Source organism: Nocardioides xinjiangensis (assembly GCF_017916455.1).
GTDB lineage: Bacteria > Actinomycetota > Actinomycetes > Propionibacteriales > Nocardioidaceae > Nocardioides > Nocardioides xinjiangensis.
Genome location: NZ_JAFMSY010000001.1, coordinates 866617 through 883553, shown reverse-complemented (window position 1 = coordinate 883553; position 16937 = coordinate 866617). Strand labels below are relative to the sequence as shown.

Annotated in this window: 18 protein-coding genes; 5 read left to right on the top strand and 13 right to left on the bottom strand. The window is 71.9% G+C overall.

Annotated elements, in window-relative coordinates:
• Window positions 1-21 precede the first annotated feature (21 nt).
• On the top strand, window positions 22-1104 hold the full coding sequence (locus J3P38_RS04235) for an ABC transporter ATP-binding protein (protein WP_210502755.1): 1083 nt from the start codon (window positions 22-24) through the stop codon (window positions 1102-1104).
• Between the two features lie 98 nt (window positions 1105-1202).
• Here the strand turns inward: J3P38_RS04235 and J3P38_RS04230 are convergent, their stop codons facing one another.
• Genes J3P38_RS04230 through J3P38_RS04215 form a run of 4 tightly spaced genes read right to left on the bottom strand, consistent with a single transcriptional unit; the run spans window position 1203 to window position 5543 of the window.
• Complete coding sequence (locus tag J3P38_RS04230) at window positions 1203-2468, bottom strand: ABC transporter ATP-binding protein (RefSeq protein WP_210502754.1); 1266 nt, start codon at window positions 2466-2468, stop codon at window positions 1203-1205.
• A 7-nt stretch (window positions 2469-2475) separates the two neighbouring features.
• Window positions 2476-3315, bottom strand: a complete 840-nt coding sequence (locus tag J3P38_RS04225) for a carbohydrate ABC transporter permease (RefSeq protein WP_210438606.1) — start codon at window positions 3313-3315, stop codon at window positions 2476-2478.
• A 3-nt stretch (window positions 3316-3318) separates the two neighbouring features.
• Window positions 3319-4269 carry a carbohydrate ABC transporter permease gene (locus tag J3P38_RS04220; RefSeq protein ID WP_307807701.1) on the bottom strand — a complete coding sequence of 317 codons (951 nt, stop codon included), beginning with the start codon at window positions 4267-4269 and terminating at the stop codon, window positions 3319-3321.
• Window positions 4266-5543 carry an extracellular solute-binding protein gene (locus J3P38_RS04215; RefSeq protein WP_210438605.1) on the bottom strand — a complete coding sequence of 426 codons (1278 nt, stop codon included), beginning with the start codon at window positions 5541-5543 and terminating at the stop codon, window positions 4266-4268. Before J3P38_RS04215 ends, J3P38_RS04220 begins: the two co-directional genes overlap by 4 nt.
• A gap of 176 nt (window positions 5544-5719) precedes the next feature.
• Here J3P38_RS04215 and galK point away from each other — a divergent pair, with 176 nt between their 5' ends.
• Window positions 5720-6811, top strand: coding sequence for a galactokinase (gene galK / locus J3P38_RS04210; RefSeq protein WP_210502753.1), 1092 nt, complete (start codon window positions 5720-5722; stop codon window positions 6809-6811).
• 385 nt (window positions 6812-7196) lie between these two features.
• Here galK and J3P38_RS04205 read toward each other — a convergent pair whose 3' ends face one another.
• The 6 genes from J3P38_RS04205 to J3P38_RS04180 form a co-directional block, all read right to left on the bottom strand.
• Complete coding sequence (locus tag J3P38_RS04205) at window positions 7197-8123, bottom strand: alpha/beta fold hydrolase (protein WP_210438603.1); 927 nt, start codon at window positions 8121-8123, stop codon at window positions 7197-7199.
• A 76-nt stretch (window positions 8124-8199) separates the two neighbouring features.
• Window positions 8200-9213: a class II fructose-bisphosphatase gene (gene glpX, locus J3P38_RS04200; RefSeq protein ID WP_282593960.1), complete on the bottom strand. Its 1014-nt coding sequence runs from the start codon at window positions 9211-9213 to the stop codon at window positions 8200-8202.
• Window position 9214: 1 nt separating this feature from the next.
• Window positions 9215-10168 (bottom strand): sulfate/molybdate ABC transporter ATP-binding protein, encoded by a 954-nt coding sequence (locus J3P38_RS04195; RefSeq protein WP_307807700.1) that lies wholly within the window; start codon window positions 10166-10168, stop codon window positions 9215-9217.
• A 14-nt stretch (window positions 10169-10182) separates the two neighbouring features.
• Complete coding sequence (locus tag J3P38_RS04190) at window positions 10183-10974, bottom strand: ABC transporter permease (protein WP_307807698.1); 792 nt, start codon at window positions 10972-10974, stop codon at window positions 10183-10185.
• Entirely contained in the window at window positions 10971-11705 is a 735-nt protein-coding gene (modA, locus tag J3P38_RS04185) for a molybdate ABC transporter substrate-binding protein (protein WP_210438601.1), read from the bottom strand. Before modA ends, J3P38_RS04190 begins: the two co-directional genes overlap by 4 nt.
• Window positions 11702-12109, bottom strand: a complete 408-nt coding sequence (locus J3P38_RS04180; RefSeq protein WP_210438600.1) for a TOBE domain-containing protein — start codon at window positions 12107-12109, stop codon at window positions 11702-11704. The genes modA and J3P38_RS04180 overlap by 4 nt, the downstream gene beginning before the upstream one ends.
• Before the next feature lie 107 nt (window positions 12110-12216).
• Here J3P38_RS04180 and J3P38_RS04175 point away from each other — a divergent pair, with 107 nt between their 5' ends.
• The gene (locus tag J3P38_RS04175) at window positions 12217-12753 is read left to right on the top strand and encodes a DUF4245 domain-containing protein (protein WP_210438599.1); all 537 of its coding nucleotides are present in this window, start codon (window positions 12217-12219) and stop codon (window positions 12751-12753) included.
• Window positions 12754-13319: 566 nt separating this feature from the next.
• On the opposite strand, the gene J3P38_RS04170 is transcribed toward J3P38_RS04175, so the two are convergent.
• Window positions 13320-13520 carry an exodeoxyribonuclease VII small subunit gene (locus J3P38_RS04170; protein ID WP_210438598.1) on the bottom strand — a complete coding sequence of 67 codons (201 nt, stop codon included), beginning with the start codon at window positions 13518-13520 and terminating at the stop codon, window positions 13320-13322.
• Complete coding sequence (gene xseA, locus J3P38_RS04165) at window positions 13513-14781, bottom strand: exodeoxyribonuclease VII large subunit (RefSeq protein WP_210438597.1); 1269 nt, start codon at window positions 14779-14781, stop codon at window positions 13513-13515. Before xseA ends, J3P38_RS04170 begins: the two co-directional genes overlap by 8 nt.
• 71 nt (window positions 14782-14852) lie before the next feature.
• Between xseA and J3P38_RS04160 the strand changes: the two genes are divergently transcribed.
• Complete coding sequence (locus tag J3P38_RS04160) at window positions 14853-15848, top strand: 4-hydroxy-3-methylbut-2-enyl diphosphate reductase (RefSeq protein ID WP_210438596.1); 996 nt, start codon at window positions 14853-14855, stop codon at window positions 15846-15848.
• A 5-nt stretch (window positions 15849-15853) separates the two neighbouring features.
• Window positions 15854-16477, top strand: a complete 624-nt coding sequence (locus tag J3P38_RS04155; protein ID WP_210438595.1) for an L-threonylcarbamoyladenylate synthase — start codon at window positions 15854-15856, stop codon at window positions 16475-16477.
• Between the two features lie 9 nt (window positions 16478-16486).
• Here the strand turns inward: J3P38_RS04155 and J3P38_RS04150 are convergent, their stop codons facing one another.
• Window positions 16487-16933 (bottom strand): DUF6542 domain-containing protein, encoded by a 447-nt coding sequence (locus J3P38_RS04150; RefSeq protein ID WP_210438594.1) that lies wholly within the window; start codon window positions 16931-16933, stop codon window positions 16487-16489.
• Window positions 16934-16937 lie beyond the last annotated feature (4 nt).

Sequence of the window (16937 nt, the reverse complement as noted above, 5' to 3'; positions counted from 1 at the left end):
CTGCCGGTGAAGGAGCAGACAATGGCATCAGTGACGTTCGAAGGCGCCCAGCGGTGGTATCCGGGGGCGGATGAACCGGCGGTCCCGGGCATCGACCTGGAGATCGAGGACGGCGAGTTCATGGTCCTCGTCGGTCCCTCCGGGTGCGGAAAGTCCACCACCCTGCGCATGCTCGCGGGGCTCGAGGAGATCAACGAGGGCCGGGTCCTCATCGGCGACCGGGACGTCACCAACGTCCCGCCCAAGGACCGCGACATCGCGATGGTCTTCCAGAACTACGCCCTCTACCCGCACATGTCGGTGGAGGAGAACATGGGCTTCTCGCTCAAGATGGCCAAGGTGTCGTCCGACGAGCGCAAGAAGCGCGTCGCCCAGGCGGCGGAGATGCTCGGCCTCACCGAGTTCCTCGGCCGCAAGCCCAAGGCGCTCTCGGGCGGGCAGCGGCAGCGGGTGGCGATGGGCCGCGCGATCGTGCGCCAGCCCCAGGTCTTCTGCATGGACGAGCCTCTGTCGAACCTCGACGCCAAGATGCGCGTGCAGACCCGCACCGACATCGCCCGCCTCCAGCAGGACCTCGGCATCACCACCGTCTACGTCACCCACGACCAGGTCGAGGCGATGACGATGGGCGACCGGGTCGCGGTGATGAAGCTGGGCGTCCTGCAGCAGGTCGACACGCCGCTGCGCCTCTACGACAAGCCCGCCAACCTCTTCGTCGCCGGCTTCATCGGCTCCCCGCAGATGAACCTGCTCGAAGGGCTCGCTGCCGACGGCGAGGTGAGGATCGGCGGCTACACGGTGCCGGTGGACCCCACCGCCGAGCGCACGATGCAGGGCCGCGTCACCGTCGGCGTACGACCGGAGAACTGGCGCATCGTGTCGGCCGAGGAGGGCGGGCTCCCCGTCCAGGTGACCGTGGTCGAGCAGCTCGGCGCGGACAGCTACGTCTACGGCACGAGCGACGTCGAGGGGGTCCCGTCCACGGTCATCATCCGGATGAGCGGCCGCCACGAGCCGCAGAAGAGCGAGACGCTCTACGTCACGACGGACCCGCAGCACGTCCACGTGTTCGACACCGAGAGCGGCGAGCGGCTCTCCGCCTGAGCCGCCCGACGTGAGCGAGGCCCCGGGAGCGGGTGCTCCCGGGGCCTCGTTCCGTCGCCGACCTGCGGGGCCGGAGAACCGTGGTGGCGGTGCTCGGCTCAGGCGGTGGCCTGGCTCCCGCCCGGCTGGACGCCGTCCTGCTGCTGCCCGACCTGCTCGGCCCTCGCCATGGTGTTCCCGCCCGGGACGATGCCGGCGTTGGCCGCGTCCATGGTGAGGTTGTCGCCCGTGGCGGGGTCGAAGAGGTGCATCTTGCGGACGTCGACCCAGATGGTGGCCTCGTCGCCCTCCCTGATCCGGCTGGCGCCGTCGAGCGACACCACCAGCTGCGTACGCAACGACTCGCCGTCGAGGTCGCGCTCGAGCTGCTGGAGCTGCTGCTGCACCTCCGGCGGCGCCTCGAAGGGAACGTAGGCGTAGGCCTCGTTGCCGAGCCACTCCACCACGTCGACCTTCGCGGTGAAGGTCGACTCGTCGGTGACCCTGTCCGGGTCGACGACGCTCGCGTCCTCGAAGTGCTCGGGTCGAATGCCCGCGATGAGCAGGTCCTTGCCCTGGGCCTTCTGCGCCTTGTCGGCCGGGATCTTGACCGTGCCGAACGGCAGCTCCACCGAGTCCCCGTTGACCTTGGCGGGCAGGAAGTTCATCGGCGGCGAGCCGATGAAGCCGGCCACGAACAGGTTCGCCGGGTTCTCGTAGAGCTCGCGCGGAGTGGCGTGCTGCTGGAGCACGCCGCGCTTGAGCACCGCGACGCGGTCGCCCAGCGTCATCGCCTCGGTCTGGTCGTGGGTGACGTAGACCGTGGTGATCCCCAGGCGCTTCTGCAGCCGGGCGATCTCGGTGCGCATCTGCCCGCGCAGCTTGGCGTCGAGGTTCGACAGCGGCTCGTCGAAGAGGAACGCCTCGGCGTCGCGGACGATCGCTCGCCCCATCGCGACGCGCTGGCGCTGACCACCCGAGAGGTTGCCGGGCTTGCGCTCGAGGTGCTCGTCGAGCTCGAGCGTCTTCGACGCCTCGCGCACCTTCTGGTCCACCTCGGAGTCGGACTTCCCGGCGAGGCGGAGCGGGAACGCGATGTTCTCGTAGACGGTGAGGTGGGGGTAGAGGGCGTAGTTCTGGAACACCATCGACAGGTTGCGCTCGCGGGGCGCGAGGTCGTTCACCCGCTTGCCGCCGATGATCATGTCGCCGTCGGTGATGTCCTCCAGGCCCACGATCATGCGCAGCAGGGTCGACTTCCCGCAGCCCGAGGGGCCGACGAGGATGAGGAACTCGCCCTCCTCCACGTCGATGCTCACGTCGTTGACGGCCGGGAAGCCGTCGCCGTACTTCTTGACGATGTTCTTCATCTCGATGCCAGCCATGAGCTGATCACCCCTTCACTGCGCCGGAGGTGAGGCCGGCGACGATCTTGCGCTGGAACAGCAGGACAATGACGATGATCGGAATCGTCGAGACGACGGCTCCAGCGGCCAGCAGCGACGCCGGCCGGTTGAACGGGTCCGACCCCACGAAGAAGGACAGCGCCGCCGGGATGGGTCGTGCGTTCTCGGTCGAGGTGAGCGAGATCCCGAAGACGAAGTCGTTCCAGGCGAAGAAGAACGTCAGGATCGCCGCGGTGAACACACCGGGGGCCGCGAGCGGGACGATCACCTTGCGGAACGCCTGCCACGACGTGGCGCCGTCCACCTGGGCCGCCTGCTCCATCTCCCACGGGATCTCGCGGAAGAACGCGGACAGCGTCCAGATCGCCAGCGGCAGCGTGAAGGACATGTAGGGGATGATCAGGCCGGGCCAGGTGTCGTAGATCCCGAACGTGCGCCACATGTCGAACAGCGGGCCGACCAGCGAGACCACCGGGAACATCGCGATCACCAGCGCCAGCGTCAGCACGAACTTCTTGCCGGTGAACTCCAGGCGCGCGATGGCGTACGCCGCGAGCGTGGCGATGACGACCGAGAGGAAGGTCGCGATCAGCGAGATGCCGATCGAGTTGAGGATGGAGCGCAGGAACTGGTCGTCGGCGAGGACGTCGCGGTAGTTCTGCCAGCCGGCGCCGCCGCCCTCGGAGGGCAGGAAGCCCGGGCTGCCGTTGGTGATCGCCTCCTGGCTCTTGAAGGACAGCGAGATGATCCACGCCACCGGCAGCAGGCACCACAGGAGGATCAGGGCCGCTCCGATGACGATGCCGATCTTGTTCTTCGTGGACATGTCTCAGCCCTCCTGCCGCGCGGCGGCCAGGTCGACGCGGAAGATCTTGACGATCAGGAACGCGATGAGCAGCACCGAGAGGAACAGCAGCACCGACAGCGCTGAGCCGATGCCGAGCTGGAACTGCTCGATGACCTGCCGATAGGTCAGGAACGAGATGGACTCGGTGCCCTGCGCGCCGGCGGTCATCACGAAGATGTTGTCGAAGATGCGGTAGGCGTCGAGCGCGCGGAACAGCACCGCCACCATGATCGCCGAGCGCATGTTGGGCAGGATGACCTTCCACAGCCGCTGCCACCACGTCGCGCCGTCGACCTTCGCCGCCTCGAGCATGTCCTCGGAGACCTGCGCGAGCCCGGCGAGCAGCAGGAGGGACATGAACGGCGTGGTCTTCCAGATCTCCGAGACCATGATCGCCGCCATCGCCGAGCCGTACTCGCCGAACCAGTTGAAGTTGTCCTCGACGAAGGGCAGCCAGGCGTTCACGAAGCCGTTGTTGTTGCTGAACGCGAACTGCCAGGCGAAGCCCGACACCACCGTGATGATGCCGTAGGGGATGAGGATCGAGGTGCGGATGACGCCCCGGGCGAAGATCACGCGGTGCATCACCATGGCGAAGGCGAAGCCGATGACGAGCTCGATCGCCACCGTCACGACCATGATGAAGACGGTGTTGAGGGTCGTCTCCCAGAACAGCGAGTCGGTCAGGGCGGTCAGGTAGTTGGACAGGCCCACGAACTCGCGGTCGTCGGGTGCGGTCAGGCTGTAGTTGAAGACGCTGAGGTAGATCGCCCTCAGCATCGGGAACGCCGTCACCAGCAGCATCAGGAAGATCGCGGGGGCGACCAGCCGCATGCCGAGGCGGTTCTCGGCCTTCGACCGGTCGCTGGCGGCTGCCTTGTCGGCCCGGCGCACGTCGCGCTTGTCGTCGGGAGCCACGGTCGTGTGCGTCACAGCAAGCTCCTTCCGGCGAGGACCTCGGTGAGGAAGTCGGCCGACTGCTGGGGTGTCGAGTCCGGCGTCACCGACGTCGGCGAGTGCCACGACGACTGCACGGCGCTCGAGATCTGGCTGTAGAAGGGGCTCTTCGGTCGCGGGCCGCCCTCGTCGACGCTGGTGCGGTAGAGGTCGAGGAGGTCCTCGGGGAACTCACCCGTGGCCGCGACCTCGTCGTAGGCCGAGTTGGTCGAGGGCATGAGGCCGTCGTTGACGGCCAGGTCGACCTGCGCCTCCGTGGAGGTGATGCACTGCGCCGCCTCCAGCGCCCAGTCCGGGTGCTCGGAGTAGGCGCCGAGCCCGATGTCGATGCCGCCGATCGGGGGCTTGGAGGGCTCGCCCTCGACGGTGGCGGGGTAGCGCGCCCAGCCGAGGTCCTCGAACTCCTGCTCGTCGGCGGGACCGCCGGGAGAGCCGATGAGGCCCTTGTAGTTGGCGTAGACGAAGGTCCAATTCACCATGAACTCGCCGGGACCCTCCTCGGGGAACATCTGCCCGAGGCTGGTGCCCTCGTTGGACACGGTGAGGTCGGCCTGCGCCGCGTCGCTGTCAGCCAGCTTCTGGATGATCTCCGCGGCCTTGCGCCCGGCGTCGCTGTCGAGCTCGACGGTCGCGTCGCGGCCGGCTTCGGTGTCGCTGACGATCGCGCCACCGGCGCCCTGCATCATCGCGTTGATCCACACCACGTAGGCCTCGTAGCGGTTGGCCTGCACGCCGACGGTGCCGCCCTGGGAGGACGCGGCCTCGATGACCTGGTCCCACGTGACCGGCTGCGTCATGTCGAGACCGGCGGCCTCGGCGAGCGACTTGCGGTACCACAGGACCTGCGTGTTGGCCCACAGCGGGATGGCGTACACGCCGTCGTCCCAGGTGACCGTGTCGATGGCGCCCTGGAGGTAGTCGCCGCCGTCGGTGATCTCGGTGGCGAGCTCCTCCGGGATCTCCTGCAGCCACCCGGCGTTGGCGAACTCCGCCACGAACACCGGGTCGAGGTTCATCAGGTCGGTCGAGGAGTCCTCGGCCGCCAGGCGCCGGGCCAGCTGGGTGCGCTGGTCGGTGGCGCTGGCGGGCAGCTCCTGCACCGCGATGTCGTACTGGTCGGTGCTGCACTCCTCGGCGTAGGTCTTGAAGGTGTCGACGCCGTCCGGGTTGACGTACCAGTTCAGCGTCGGGGTGCCGCCGTCTCCTCCGCAGGCGGCCAGGAGGCTGCTGGCGAGGGCGAGCGACGCCACCGAGCCGGCAATCCGTCTTGCTCCCGGGCGACCGCGTGATCGGGTCGATGATCGTGATGCCATGCGCCCTCCTGTTCAGTGACTGCGGTCACTGGTCTATCTGCTGGGGCTAGGTTTGGCAACCAATCACCGACCTTCGAGGGTGGGCCGGTCCTACGGCTGGAAGCAGGCAAGACGTGACGCGTTGGTTCGCGCCCGGACGCATCAACCTCGTCGGCGAGCACACCGACTACAACGACGGCTTCGTGCTGCCGATGGCGCTGCCCATGGGCTGCTCGGCCGAGGTGCGTGCGGCCGGCTCCGGATGGACGGTGGTGTCCCGGCAGGAGGCCGACCCGGTGACCGTGGAGGCGACCGGCCTGGCCGACCGCGCCGACGTCCCCGGCTGGGCGTCGTACGTCCTCGGTGCGCTCTGGCTGCTGCACGACGACGGCGTCGACGTGCCGCCCCTGCGGATCGAGATCGACTCCGACGTGCCGACGGGCGCGGGCCTGTCGTCCTCAGCCGCGCTGGTCTGCTCGGTGGCGGGCGCGCTCGACGACCACCTCGGGCTCGGTCTCGGCCCGGACGGGCTGCTCGACCTCAGCCGGCGGGTCGAGAACGACGCGGTCGGCGCGCCGACCGGCGGGATGGACCAGCTCGCCAGCCTGCGCGGCGAGGCCGGCCACGCGCTGTTCTGCGACATGCGCGACCTGACCTCGCGCCCGGTCCCGTTCGACCCAGCCTCGTCCGGGCTGGTCCTGCTGGTCGCCGACACCCGGGCGCCGCACCGGCACTCCGACGGGGAGTACGGCGCGCGGCGCAGCGGGTGCGAGCGGGCCGCCGGCCTGCTGGGCGTCCGGGCGCTGCGCGACGTCACCACGGACGACCTGGACGACGCGCTGGCCCGCCTCGACGACGAGGAGCTGCGCCGCTACGTCCGGCACGTCGTCACCGAGGACGACCGGGTGCTGTCGGTGGTGCGGCTGCTCGACGAGGGGCGGCTGCCCGACGTCGGCCCCGCCCTCACCGCCTCGCACGCGTCGATGCGCGACGACTTCCGCATCACCGTGCCCGAGGTCGACACGGCGGTCGAGGCCCTGCTCGACGCGGGCGCGCTCGGTGCCCGGATGACCGGCGGCGGCTTCGGCGGCTGCGTCATCGGCCTGGTGCCCGAGCGGGACGCCGGCGCGGCGGGCGACGCCGTACGAGCCGCCTTCGCCGACGCCGGCTTCGGCGAGCCCGACGTCTTCACCGCGGCTGCCGAGGCCGGCGCGCGCCCGGCGTAGGGCTGGGGGATCGGGGCGGGCGCCGAGGCGGGCGCGCGGGGTGCGCTGGAACCGGGACTCGGGCTGGAGGCGGGCGCGCGTCGGCGGGCGCTCATCCCGCGGCGAGGGCGAGCGGGGGAGTCGGGCTGGGGAAGCGCGAGGCGCCGGGACTTCCTGAGCGTGTCGCGAACTTCTCGGGGTTTGCATGCCCCGGGATGTTCGCAATCCCCCGCTTAAGCGGGGGATTCGAAATAGGAGACCTTACGCGCCCGCGCGGGCGGCGGTCCGGGCGATAGCGCGGAAGCCGCCGGGACTTCCTGAGCGTGTCGCGAACTTCTGGGGGTCTGCATGCCCCGTGATGTTCGCAATCCCCCGCTTAAGCGGGGGATTGGAAACAGGGCGACCCCTACCCGCCCGCGCGGTCGGCGGTCCGGGCGATCGCGTCCACGAAGGTGTCGAAGAGCTTGGCGGGCAGGTCGTGGCCCATCCCGTCGATGAGGAGGAGCTCGGCGCCGGGGATCGCGGCCGCGGTCGAGCGGCCGCCGCTGACGTGCACCATCTTGTCGGCGGTGCCGTGGATGACCAGGGCCGGCATCCGGAGGCTGCGCAGGCGCGCGGTGCGGTCGGGCTGGGTGAGGATGGCGAGCATCTGCCGCACCACGCCGCTCGCGCTGATCCCGCGGTCGAAGGTGTCGCGGGCGCGCGTGCGCAGCGAGTCGGGGTCGCTCGGGAAGCCCGCCGACCCGATCAGGGACCACATCGCGAGGCTGCTCTGGACGTACGCGTCCCGGCCGGCCTTGCGGGGCGCGATGAGCCGCGGCAGCAGGGAGGGGTGCTGCCAGCCGACCGTGCGGCGGCCCGTCGTCGAGCTGATGCTGGTCAGCGACCGCACCCGGGACGGGTGCTCGAGCGCCACGGTCTGGGCGATCATCCCGCCCATCGACACCCCGACGACGTGCGCCGAGTCGATGCCGAGGTGGTCCAGCAGCGCGACGGCGTCGCCGGCGAGGTCCGACATGGAGTACGGCGCGTCGGCGCGGCCGGTGAGGAAGGCGCGCACCAGCTGGTCCCCGCGGACGCTCGAGCGGTAGCGGGAGGAGCGTCCGGTGTCGCGGTTGTCATAGCGCACGGCGTAGAAGCCGGCGGACGCCAGCTGCTCGCAGAACGCCTCGTCCCACCAGGTCATCGGTCCGCTCAGCCCCATCACCAGCAGCAGCGGCTCCGCGTCGGGGTCGCCGAAGGTCTGGTAGCAGAGCTCGACCTGCTCGGCGACGGGCGCGAAGAGCTCCTCGGACACGGCGGGCGCCTCGGTGGTGGGGCGGCGGGAGGACATGGCTCCAGTGAACACGACGCGGGCCCTCCCGCGCGTCCCGTGAGCCAGAGCAGTGTGCCGCCCGCCGGGAGTCGCCTCAGTTGTCGAAGTCGATCGAGGAGAGGGCGCGCAGCTTCGAGAGGCGGTGGTCGGCGGTGATCGAGCGGACCGTGCCGCTGCGCGAGCGCATCACGAGCGAGTGCGTCGTGACGCCGTCGCCGCGGTAGCGCACCCCGCGCATCAGCTCGCCGTCGGTGATGCCGGTCGCCACGAAGAAGGCGTCGTCGCCGGTCACCAGGTCGTCGGTGTGGAGCACGTTGTCGGGGTCGAGGTCGTGGCCCGCGTCGAGGGCCTTCTGGCGCTCGTCGTCGTCCTGGGGCCACAGCCGGCCCTGGATCGTGCCGCCGAGGCACTTCATCGCGCAGGCCGCGATGATCCCCTCCGGCGTGCCGCCCACGCCGAGCAGGAGGTCCACGCCGGTGTCGGGCCGCGCCGCCATGATCGCGCCGGCCACGTCGCCGTCGGTGATGTACTTGATCCGGGCGCCGGTCTCGCGGATGTCCTCCACCAGCTTGGCGTGCCGCGGTCGGTCGAGCAGCACCACCGTGACGTCGTGGGCGGAGAGGCCCTTGGCCTTCGCGACACGGGCGATGTTCTCCCGCACCGGCAGCCGGATGTCGACGACGTCGGCGGCCTCGGGGCCGGTTACCAGCTTCTCCATGTAGAACACGGCGCTCGGGTCGTACATCGAGCCGCGCGGCGACACCGCGAGCACCGAGATCGCGTTGCTCATGCCCTTCGCGGTGAGCGTGGTGCCGTCGATGGGGTCGACCGCGACGTCGCACTCGGCGCCGGTGCCGTCGCCGACCTCCTCGCCGTTGTAGAGCATCGGGGCGTTGTCCTTCTCGCCCTCGCCGATGACGACCGTGCCCCGCATCTCGACGGTGGAGATCATCACGCGCATCGCCTCGACGGCGACGCGGTCGGCGTCGTTCTTGTCGCCGCGGCCCACCCAGCGCCCGGCGGCCATGGCGGCCGCCTCGGTGACGCGCACGAGCTCGAGGGCGAGGTTGCGTTCGGGCTTCGGGACGCTGGCGCTCATGGCGCGCATGCTATCGGCGCGCCGGGTACCTGCTCACCGCGGTCGCCTTGGTCGACAGCCACACCTCGCGGCCCGGGACGAGCCCGAGCTCGGTGGCGGCCGCGGGGGTCAGGTCGGCGAGCAGGTCGGGCGACGCGTGCACCATCAGGCGTACGGCGTCGCCGTGCGGGGCGAGGGTCGCGATGGGGCCCCGCCACCGCAGCCGGGTGGAGCCCTCGGGCTCCTGCAGGGAGACCACCACCGCGTCGGGCGGGAAGGCGAGGAGCGTGTCGCCGTCCGCGACGAGGTTGAGGCCGACGAGCCTGGCGACGTGGGACGTGCGGGGCTCCGCGGCGACCTCCGCCGGCGGACCCACCTGGGCGACCCGGCCGCCGTCGAGGACGAGCACCCGGTCGGCCAGGGTCAGCGCGTCGATCGCGTCGTGAGTCACCAGCAGAGCCACCCCCGGGAAGTCGCGCAGGTGCCGGCCGAGCTCCATCCGCAGCGCCATCTGCACCGAGACGTCGAGCCCGGTGAAGGGCTCGTCGAGCAGCAGGACGTCGGGTCCGGTCGCCAGCGCCCGCGCGATCGCGACCCGCTGGGCCTGGCCGCCCGAGAGCTCGCGGGGACGCCGGCCGGCGAGGTCGGCGATCCCGAAGCGCTCGAGCCAGTCGCGGGCGACCGCCTCGGACTCGGCCCGGCTCGCGCCGCGGGCGCGGAGGCCGAACGCGACGTTGTCGAGGGCGGTGAGGTGCGGGAAGAGCAGCTGACCCTGGAAGACCAGCCCCACCCGGCGCTCGCGGACGGGCAGGGCGAGCAGGTCGGTGTCGCCGAGGCGCGCCCGGCCGGTGGCGTCCACGAGACCGGCGATCGCGTGGAGCAGGGAGCTCTTGCCCGCGCCGTTGGGGCCGATGACGGCGAGCACCTCGCCCGGCTCGGCGGTGAAGCCGGCCTCCACCCGGCCCGCGACCTGGAGGTCGGCCACCAGCCGCCCGGCCCTCACGGGGTCCCCAGCCAGTGGTCGCGCAGCGCGATCAGGACGCCGATCGAGACGAGCAGCATCAGCAGGCTCAGCGACAGCGCGGCGTCCTGGTCGGACTGACGGGTGACGTAGATGAGGGTCGGCATCGTCTGCGTGGTGCCGGGGTAGTTGCCGTTGAAGGTGATGGTGGCGCCGAACTCGCCCAGCGAGCGGGCCCACCCCAGGACCGTTCCGGCGACCACGCCGGGCAGCGCGAGCGGGACCGTGACCCGCCGGAACGTCGTCCAGCGGGTCGCGCCCAGCGTCGCGGCAGCCGCGTCGTACCTCGGGTCCGCCGAGCGCAGGGCCCCCTCGATCGCGATGACGACGAACGGCATCGACACGAACACGTGGGCCAGCACGACGCCCCAGGTGGTGAAGGGGAAGGCGAAGCCGGTCCACGCCAGGAGTGGCTCGCCGACGAGCCCCGTCCGCCCGAAGGCGCTGCGGAGCGCGACGCCCGCGACGACGGGGGGCAGGACCAGCGGCACCGTGACGAGCGCGCGTAAGGCTCCGCGGCCGCGGAAGTCGACCCGGGCCAGCAGCCAGGCGAGCGGCAGCCCGAGCAGCAGGCAGGCGGCGATCGCGACCGTCGAGGTGACCAGGGAGATGCGCAGCGCGTCGAGGGCCGTGCGCGAGGTGAGGTGGCCGGGGAGGTCCTGCCAGCTGGTGCTGGCGACCATCGCCACCAGCGGGACGAGCAGCAGCAGCGTGGCGAGGACCGCCGGCAGCACGAGCAGCGCGGGCGGGCGGCCCAGGCGGTCCCTCACGGGGTGCCGAAGCCGGCGTCGTGGAGGATCGTCCGGCCCTCCTCCGAGGTCACCCACGCGAGCCAGTCCGCGGCCAGCTCGGGGTGCTCGGACTGCTCCAGCGTCGCGGCGAGGTACGAGGTCGGCACCTCGTCGGCGCCCGGGATCTCGACGGCGTCGACGTCGTCGGCCGCGGCGACGGCGTCGGTGGCGTACACGAGCCCGGCGTCGGCCTCCCCGGAGAGCACCTTGTCGAGGGTGGCGCGCACGTCCTCCTCGAGGCTGACCGGTTCCGCGGTGACGCCCTCCGCCTCCAGCACCGCCTGCGCGACCTTGCCGCACGGCGCCTCGTCGGCACAGCGCACCCAGGTGGCGTCGGCCAGGTCGGCGAGCGACGCGATCCCGGCCGGGTTGCCCTCCGGCACGACGATGGTGAGCACGTTGGTCGCGAACGTCACAGCCTCTCGGGCGGCGCCGGCATCCTCGGCGAGGCTCATCGACGCCTCGTCGGCGGTGGCCAGCACGTCGCCCGGGGCGCCGTCGGCGACCTGCTCGGCGAGGTCGGTGCTCGAGCCGAAGGAGAACCGGACGTCGACGCCGTGCTCGCTCTCGAAGGGCGTCGCGAGCTCCTCGAAGACGTCGGTCAGGGACGCCGCGGCGAGGACGGTGAGCTCCCCGTGAGCGCCGGCGCCACCCTCGCCGCCGCAGGCCGCGAGGGGGACGAGGAGGACGATCGCCAGGAGCCGCCTCACCGGGGGACCTCGACGACCACGTTGGTGGACTTCACGCTGGCGATGGCGCGTACGCCGGGCTCGAGACCGAGCTCGTCGGCGGCGTCGCTGCTCATCAGCGACACCACGCGGTAGGGACCGCAGATCATCTCGACCTGCGCCATCACGTGGTCGCGCTTGACCCGCGTGACGATCCCGCTCATGCGGTTGCGGGCGCTGACGGTGCCGGCGCGCGTGCGGTCGCGCTCGGCGACCTCGCCCGACTCGGCGAGGTGCTCCGCGAGGTGCGCGAGGTCCGCGCCCAGGACGGTGGTGCGGCCATCGGTGCGCTGCGAGGGGATGCGTCCTGCCTCCACCCAGCGGCGTACGGTGTCGTCGCTGACGGCGAGGATCTCCGCCGCCTCCGCGATCCGGTAGGTAGTCACGCGAGGAGTATGCCGCAGGTGCGTCTCGTTGTCGCCGTGGACGCCGCAGGTGCGGCACCGGCGACCCGCCGGCCGGGCGCCTCCGGGCAGGCTGGGAGAATGGGGGCGTGAGTGCGCAGCCCAGTCGTTACAACCGCTCGTTCGGCGGCATGACGGGCGCCCTCGTGGTGACCGTGGTCTTCGTCCTGGCGTTCGCGCTGTGGCGCTCGCTGTTCCGCGGCGAGGCCGAGGAGCCGACCCAGCCGGTGGACTGGCAGGAGAGCGTGCGGCTCGCCCAGGACGCCGACCTCTCCGTCGCACATCCCCGCCAGCTCCCCGACGGGTGGGAGGCCTCGAGCGTCGAGCTGCGCGCCGGCGCCGACCCGCGGTGGGGCCTGGGCGTGCTGACCGACGACGGCGACTTCATCGGGATCCGCCAGCAGGACAGCTCCGTCGCCGACCTGGTCGAGCTGTACGTCGACGAGGAGGCGGAAGGCGGCGATGAGGTCAGCGTCGACTCCGAGGTCGCGCGGACCTGGCAGACGTGGACCGACGACGGCGGCGACACCGGCTACTCCACCGAGCTCGGCGACGAGGCGCTGCTGGTCTACGGCTCGGCCACCGCCGAGGAGATCGAGGCGTACCTCGGGCTGCTCACCCGCTGACGCGGCGCTCGTCGCTCGGGGGGCCGGGCGGTCGGGTGGCGGTGCGTGGGGCAGGTTCTGGGCGCGGGAAAGCTGCGTCACTCACCGCTCGGGGGTGCGCGCTGTCGGTGGCGGTGCGTGGGGCAGGTTTTGGGCGCGGGAAAGCTGCCTCACCCACCGCTCGGGTCCGCGCGGTCGGGTGGCGGTGGCGGTGCGTGGGGCATGTCCTGGGCCCGGGAAAGCTGCGTCACTCACCGCTCGGGGGGGCCGGGCGGTCGGGTGGCGGTGCGTGGGGCAGGTTCTGGGGGCGGGACAACTGCCTCACTCACCGCTCGGGGGCCGGGCGGTCGGGTGGCGGTGCGTGGGGCAGGTTCTGGGCGCCCAAAAGCTGCCTCACCCACCGCTCGGGGGTCCGCGCGTCGGTGGCGGTGCGTGGGGCAGGTTCTGGGCGCGGGAAAGCTGCGCCACTCACCGCTCGGGGGTCCGTACGGTCGGTGGCGGTGCGTGGGGCAGGTTCTGGGCGCGGGAAAGTTGCCTCACTCACCGCTCGGGGGTTCGTACGGGGGGCCGGGCGGTCGGCGTCGAGGTCAGTCCTCGGACTCGGCACCCATCGCCTCGTCGAGCCGCTTGCGCGCGCCGTCGAGCCACTCCTGGCACAGCTTCGCCAGCGCCTCGCCGCGCTCCCAGAGGGTGAGCGACTCCTCGAGGGTCGTGCCGCCGGCCTCGAGGGTGCGGACGACCTCGATGAGCTCCTCGCGAGCCTCTTCGTAGCTGGGGGCGTCACTCATCGGGGTCCTCCTCGTCGGTGCCGACCCCGAGGGGGGTGGCTGCTTCGGTGCGGTCGGTGGTCGCGTGGATCCGGCCGTCGGCGACGCGCACCGAGACCGGCGCGCCGGGCGAGGCCTGGGCGACCGACGTCACGACGTGGCCGTCGGCGTCCTGGAGCACGGCGTAGCCGCGGCGCAGGGTGGCGAGCGGCGAGAGCGCCTGCGCGCGGGCGCGCTGGTGGCCGATGTCGTCGGCGGCGCGGTCGAGGCGGTGGGCGAGCGTACGCCGCGCGCGGGCGAGCAGGTCGCCCACCTCGTCGGACCGGACGGCGAGCAGGTTGCGCGGGTCGGCCATCGCCGGTCGCGAGCGGACCTGGGCCAGCCACTCCTGCTCCCGGGCGATCCGCTGGGTGATCACCTGGCGGAGCCGGTCGCGAGCCCACGTCACGCCGTTGAGCTCCTCGGCCATGTCGGGCACCACGAGCTTGGCGGCGTCGGTGGGGGTGGAGGCACGGACGTCGGCGACGAGGTCGAGCAGCGGCTGGTCGGGCTCGTGGCCGATCGCGGACACCACGGGCGTGCGCATCCGGTGCACCGCCCGGACCAGCGCCTCGTCGGAGAAGGGCAGCAGGTCCTCGATGGAGCCACCGCCGCGCGCGACCACGACGACGTCGACGTCGGCGTTGCGCTCGAGCCGGTCGAGCGCCTCGATCACCTCGGCGGCCGAGCGCGTGCCCTGCATGGCGGCGTAGGCCACCTCGAACTGCACCGCCGGCCAGCGGCGACGCGCGTTGTCGAGCACGTCGCGCTCCGCGGCGCTGTTGGGCGCGGTCACCAGTCCGACGCGGCCGGGCAGGAACGGCAGGTCGCGCTTGAGCTCGGGGGCGAACAGCCCCTCGGCGGCGAGCAGCTGGCGCCGGCGCTCGAGGCGGGCGAGCAGCTCGCCGAGGCCGATCATGCGGATCTCGCGGGCGGCGAGCGAGAAGGAGCCGCGGTTGGCGTAGAAGCTGGGGCGGGCGTGCACCACGACGCTCGCGCCCTCGACGAGGGGCGGGTTCATCGAGTCGACGAGCGAGCGCGCACAGGTCAGGGTGACGGAGATGTCGGCGACGGTGTCGCGCAGGGTCATGAAGACCGTGTTGACCCCCGGACGGCGGTTGACCTGGGCGATCTGGCCCTCGACCCAGACGCCGCCGAGCTTGTCGATCCACTGCGCCACGGCGTTGGCGACGGCCCGCACCGGAGCCGGCGACTCGGCCGTGGCGTCGCGGAGTGAGGGCACGCCGCGAGGATAGGGGAGAGGAGCGACACAGCCGCCCCGGGAGGCCGGGCCCGGCCCGTAGACTGGAGCCCATGACAGACCTCGGCCTGCCCCCGGTGCTCGACCCCGAGACCGCCAAGAACGTCCTGCTGGCGGCCCCCCGCGGCTACTGCGCCGGCGTGGACCGGGCCGTCATCACCGTCGAGAAGGCGCTCGAGCTCTATGGCTCGCCGGTCTACGTCCGCAAGCAGATCGTGCACAACAAGCACGTGGTGGCCAACCTCGAGGCCCGCGGTGCGGTGTTCGTCGAGGAGCTCGACGAGGTCCCCGAGGGCCAGACGGTGGTGTTCTCCGCGCACGGCGTCTCCCCGGCGGTGCACGCGCAGGCGGCCCAGCGCGGCCTCAAGACCATCGACGCGACCTGCCCGCTGGTCACCAAGGTCCACCACGAGGCCAAGCGCTTCGCGGCCGACGACTACGACATCCTCCTGATCGGCCACGCCGGGCACGAGGAGGTCGAGGGCACCTCGGGCGAGGCGCCCGACCACATCCAGCTGGTCGAGGGCCCCGCCGACGTCGAGCGCATCGTCGTGCGCGACCCGGCGCGGGTCGCCTGGCTGTCGCAGACCACGCTGAGCGTCGACGAGACCCTGGAGACCGTCGCCGCGATCCGCGAGCGGTTCCCGTTGCTGATCGACCCGCCGAGCGACGACATCTGCTACGCCACCCAGAACCGCCAGCTCGCGATCAAGGAGATCTCCGCCGCCGCCGACCTCGTCATCGTGGTGGGCTCGCGCAACTCCTCGAACTCCGTGCGGCTGGTCGAGGTGGCGCTGGAGTCCGGGGCGAAGGCGTCGTACCTCGTCGACGACCACACCGAGATCGAGGAGGCGTGGCTGGAGGGCGTCGAGACCATCTCGGTCACCTCCGGTGCCTCGGTGCCCGAGGACCTCGTCGAGGGCGTGCTGGCATGGCTCTCCGAGCGCGGCTTCCCCGACGCCCGTGCCGTCCACTCCGCCGAGGAGTCCCTAATCTTCGCGCTGCCGCCCGAGCTGCGGCGCGACCTCCGCGCGGCACAGAGGGCCTGACGGTCGTGGCGCGCTACGTCGACATCCACCCCGACAACCCGCAGCCGCGGCTCGTCACCCAGGTCGTCGAGGCGCTGCGCGACGACGCGCTCCTCGCCTACCCCACCGACTCGGGGTACGCCCTGGGCTCGCAGCTGGGCAACCGGGACGGCCGCGACCGGATCCTGCGGATCCGCGAGCTCGACGACCGCCACCACTTCACGCTGATGTGCAAGGACTTCGCCCAGCTCGGGCAGTTCGTCCACGTCGACAACTCGGCGTTCCGGGCGATCAAGGCGGCGACACCGGGCCCCTACACCTTCATCCTTCCGGCCACCGGTGAGGTGCCGAAGCGGCTGATGCACCCGAAGAAGCGCACCGTCGGCGTGCGCATCCCCGACCACGCGCTCGTGTGCGCCCTGCTCGAGCAGCTCGGCGAGCCGATCCTCACCAGCACGCTGATCCTGCCCGGCGAGACCGAGGCGCGGACCAACGGCTGGGAGATCAAGGAGGACCTCGACCACGTCGTCGACGTGGTCGTCGAGTCGGGCGAGGTGACCGCCGAGCCCACGTCGGTGATCGACTGGTCCGACGCCGAGCCCGTGGTCGTACGCCGCGGGGCCGGCGACGTCTCCCGCTTCGAGGACTGAGCGGCCGGGTCAGCGGGCGGGCTGACCGAGCTCGCGCTCGAGCTCGGCGGCGACACCCGCCTCGCCCTCGCGGTGCAGTCGCCACGCGAGCCAGCCCAGGCAGAGCGCGTAGCCGATGAAGAGGGCCACGCCGTGGGTGGCGACGCCGGAGACCAGGGCCTGCAGCAGGCTGTCGGCCGGATCGGCGACGGCGTCGCGGGCGACGATCGCGACGAAGCCGAAGACCGCCGTCATCAGCACGGGCGGCAGCAACGCCACCAGGTAGAAGTCGCGCCGCCGCACCCGTGCCGCCAGGCCCAGGCACAGCACCATGAAGCAGAGGTCGAAGAACAGCGTGAGCCTGCCGACGAGGAGGACGTCGATGCTCACGGCGGTGAGCGTGACCGCGACGCCGAGCGCGGCGACCTGTCGGCCCGGCTCGTGCCCCGCCCGCCAGAACCCGTCGGCCCGTGTCACGGCA

Excerpts from the sequence above, each read along its gene's own strand:
- J3P38_RS04235 (WP_210502755.1), top strand. The coding sequence starts at position 22 with ATGGCATCAGTGACGTTCGAAGGCGCCCAGCGGTGGTATCCGGGGGCG.
- J3P38_RS04230 (WP_210502754.1), bottom strand. The coding sequence starts at position 2,468 with ATGGCTGGCATCGAGATGAAGAACATCGTCAAGAAGTACGGCGACGGC.
- J3P38_RS04225 (WP_210438606.1), bottom strand. The coding sequence starts at position 3,315 with ATGTCCACGAAGAACAAGATCGGCATCGTCATCGGAGCGGCCCTGATC.
- J3P38_RS04205 (WP_210438603.1), bottom strand. The coding sequence starts at position 8,123 with ATGTCCTCCCGCCGCCCCACCACCGAGGCGCCCGCCGTGTCCGAGGAG.
- glpX (WP_282593960.1), bottom strand. The coding sequence starts at position 9,213 with ATGCGCGCCATGAGCGCCAGCGTCCCGAAGCCCGAACGCAACCTCGCC.
- J3P38_RS04170 (WP_210438598.1), bottom strand. The coding sequence starts at position 13,520 with ATGAGTGACGCCCCCAGCTACGAAGAGGCTCGCGAGGAGCTCATCGAG.
- J3P38_RS04160 (WP_210438596.1), top strand. The coding sequence starts at position 14,853 with ATGACAGACCTCGGCCTGCCCCCGGTGCTCGACCCCGAGACCGCCAAG.